This is a genomic window from Streptomyces sp. UH6 (assembly GCF_013421635.1).
Classification (GTDB): domain Bacteria; phylum Actinomycetota; class Actinomycetes; order Streptomycetales; family Streptomycetaceae; genus Streptomyces; species Streptomyces abyssomicinicus.
The window spans coordinates 1-1,119 of record NZ_JACADT010001386.1 but is presented as its reverse complement, the minus strand read 5'-3'; the positions used below and the strand labels follow the sequence as shown (position 1 = coordinate 1,119).

The following is a 1,119-nucleotide window of genomic DNA, read 5'->3' as shown; positions in this document are numbered from 1 at the left end:
TCGCCGGTGCAGGACAGCGGCCCGGCCTGCACCGAGGCGGACACCACCTGCACCTGCCGCAGCCGCAGGTTGTCCGGGTCGAAGCGCATCCGCACCTCGCGCCGCACGGTGAACAGCGAGACGCGCTCCCGCTTCGCGTCGGCCTTGTCCGCCCCGTCGGCACCGTCGGCCTTGCCCGCCTTGTCGCCGCCGTCGTCCTCCGCGCCGGCGGCCCCGGTGAGGGCGTAGACGAAGACGTGGTCGGCGACGACCTCCAGGGTGGTGGTGTTCCGTTCGACGACCTTGAACGTGCCGCGTGCCCGGACCTCCGGGTCGGCGAGCCGGACCCGTGTGGGGTCGAAGCGGACCAGCCAGCCCAGCGGCGCGGAGGCGTCGGCCGCGGCGTCGCTCCCGCCGGCGTCGCCGCCCGTGGTCTCGCCCATGCTGCGGTCGAACTGGTCGAACTGGTCGGGGTCGAGCAGCACCCGCACCGAGCGGGTGGCGTCGCCCATCAGCACCTTCGGGTCGAGCGAGGAGCCGATCACGTAGTCCCGGGCGGCGGCGAGCGCGGCGATGACCTGGCCGTCGGAGAAGTGCTCGGTGCGCCGGGCGGGTGGCATCGTGACGGCCTTCTCGCCGGTCTCGAAGCCGCGCGCCGGGCTCGCCTCGTAGAGCCGCGCGGCCTCCGCCGCTCCGGGGACGGGCACCCTGGGGGCGAGCGGGACCACGGTGACCCGTACCGGTTCGGTGTCCCGGTGGGCGGCGGGCGGAGGGTGCGGCGAGCGCATGCCGAGGTAGACGGCGGTCACGAAGGCGATGGTCACGAGGAGGGCCAGCACCAGGGCCTGTCGGGAGAGCCGGTGGATCCCGCTGGGCCGGGTCCGCACCGGCGGGGCGTGGTCGGTGAGACGTTCCTGCGCGCTGTACTCCTGGAGGCGGGCAGCCTTGACGAACGATTCGTCGAAGACGACGGATCGGTACTCGTCCTCGCTGCCGCCCGCGGCGCCGTCCGGTGTGCCGTCGGGTGGCTCTCCGGGCCCGCCCATACTTTCAGAGTGGGTTCTGCCGCCCCACGGTAAACGCCCCCGTCCGAGCCATCCGGGGGCCGGGGCCGGCCCGGCGCGGGACCGTCAGGGCGCC

At 74.7% G+C, this 1,119-nt stretch carries 1 protein-coding gene; it reads right to left on the bottom strand.

The window, feature by feature from the left end; genetic code table 11:
- Window positions 1-1,025, bottom strand: a 1,025-nt coding sequence (locus HW445_RS32055) for a hypothetical protein (protein ID WP_180224263.1), incomplete at its 3' end; no start/stop codon positions are given.
- Window positions 1,026-1,119 lie beyond the last annotated feature (94 nt).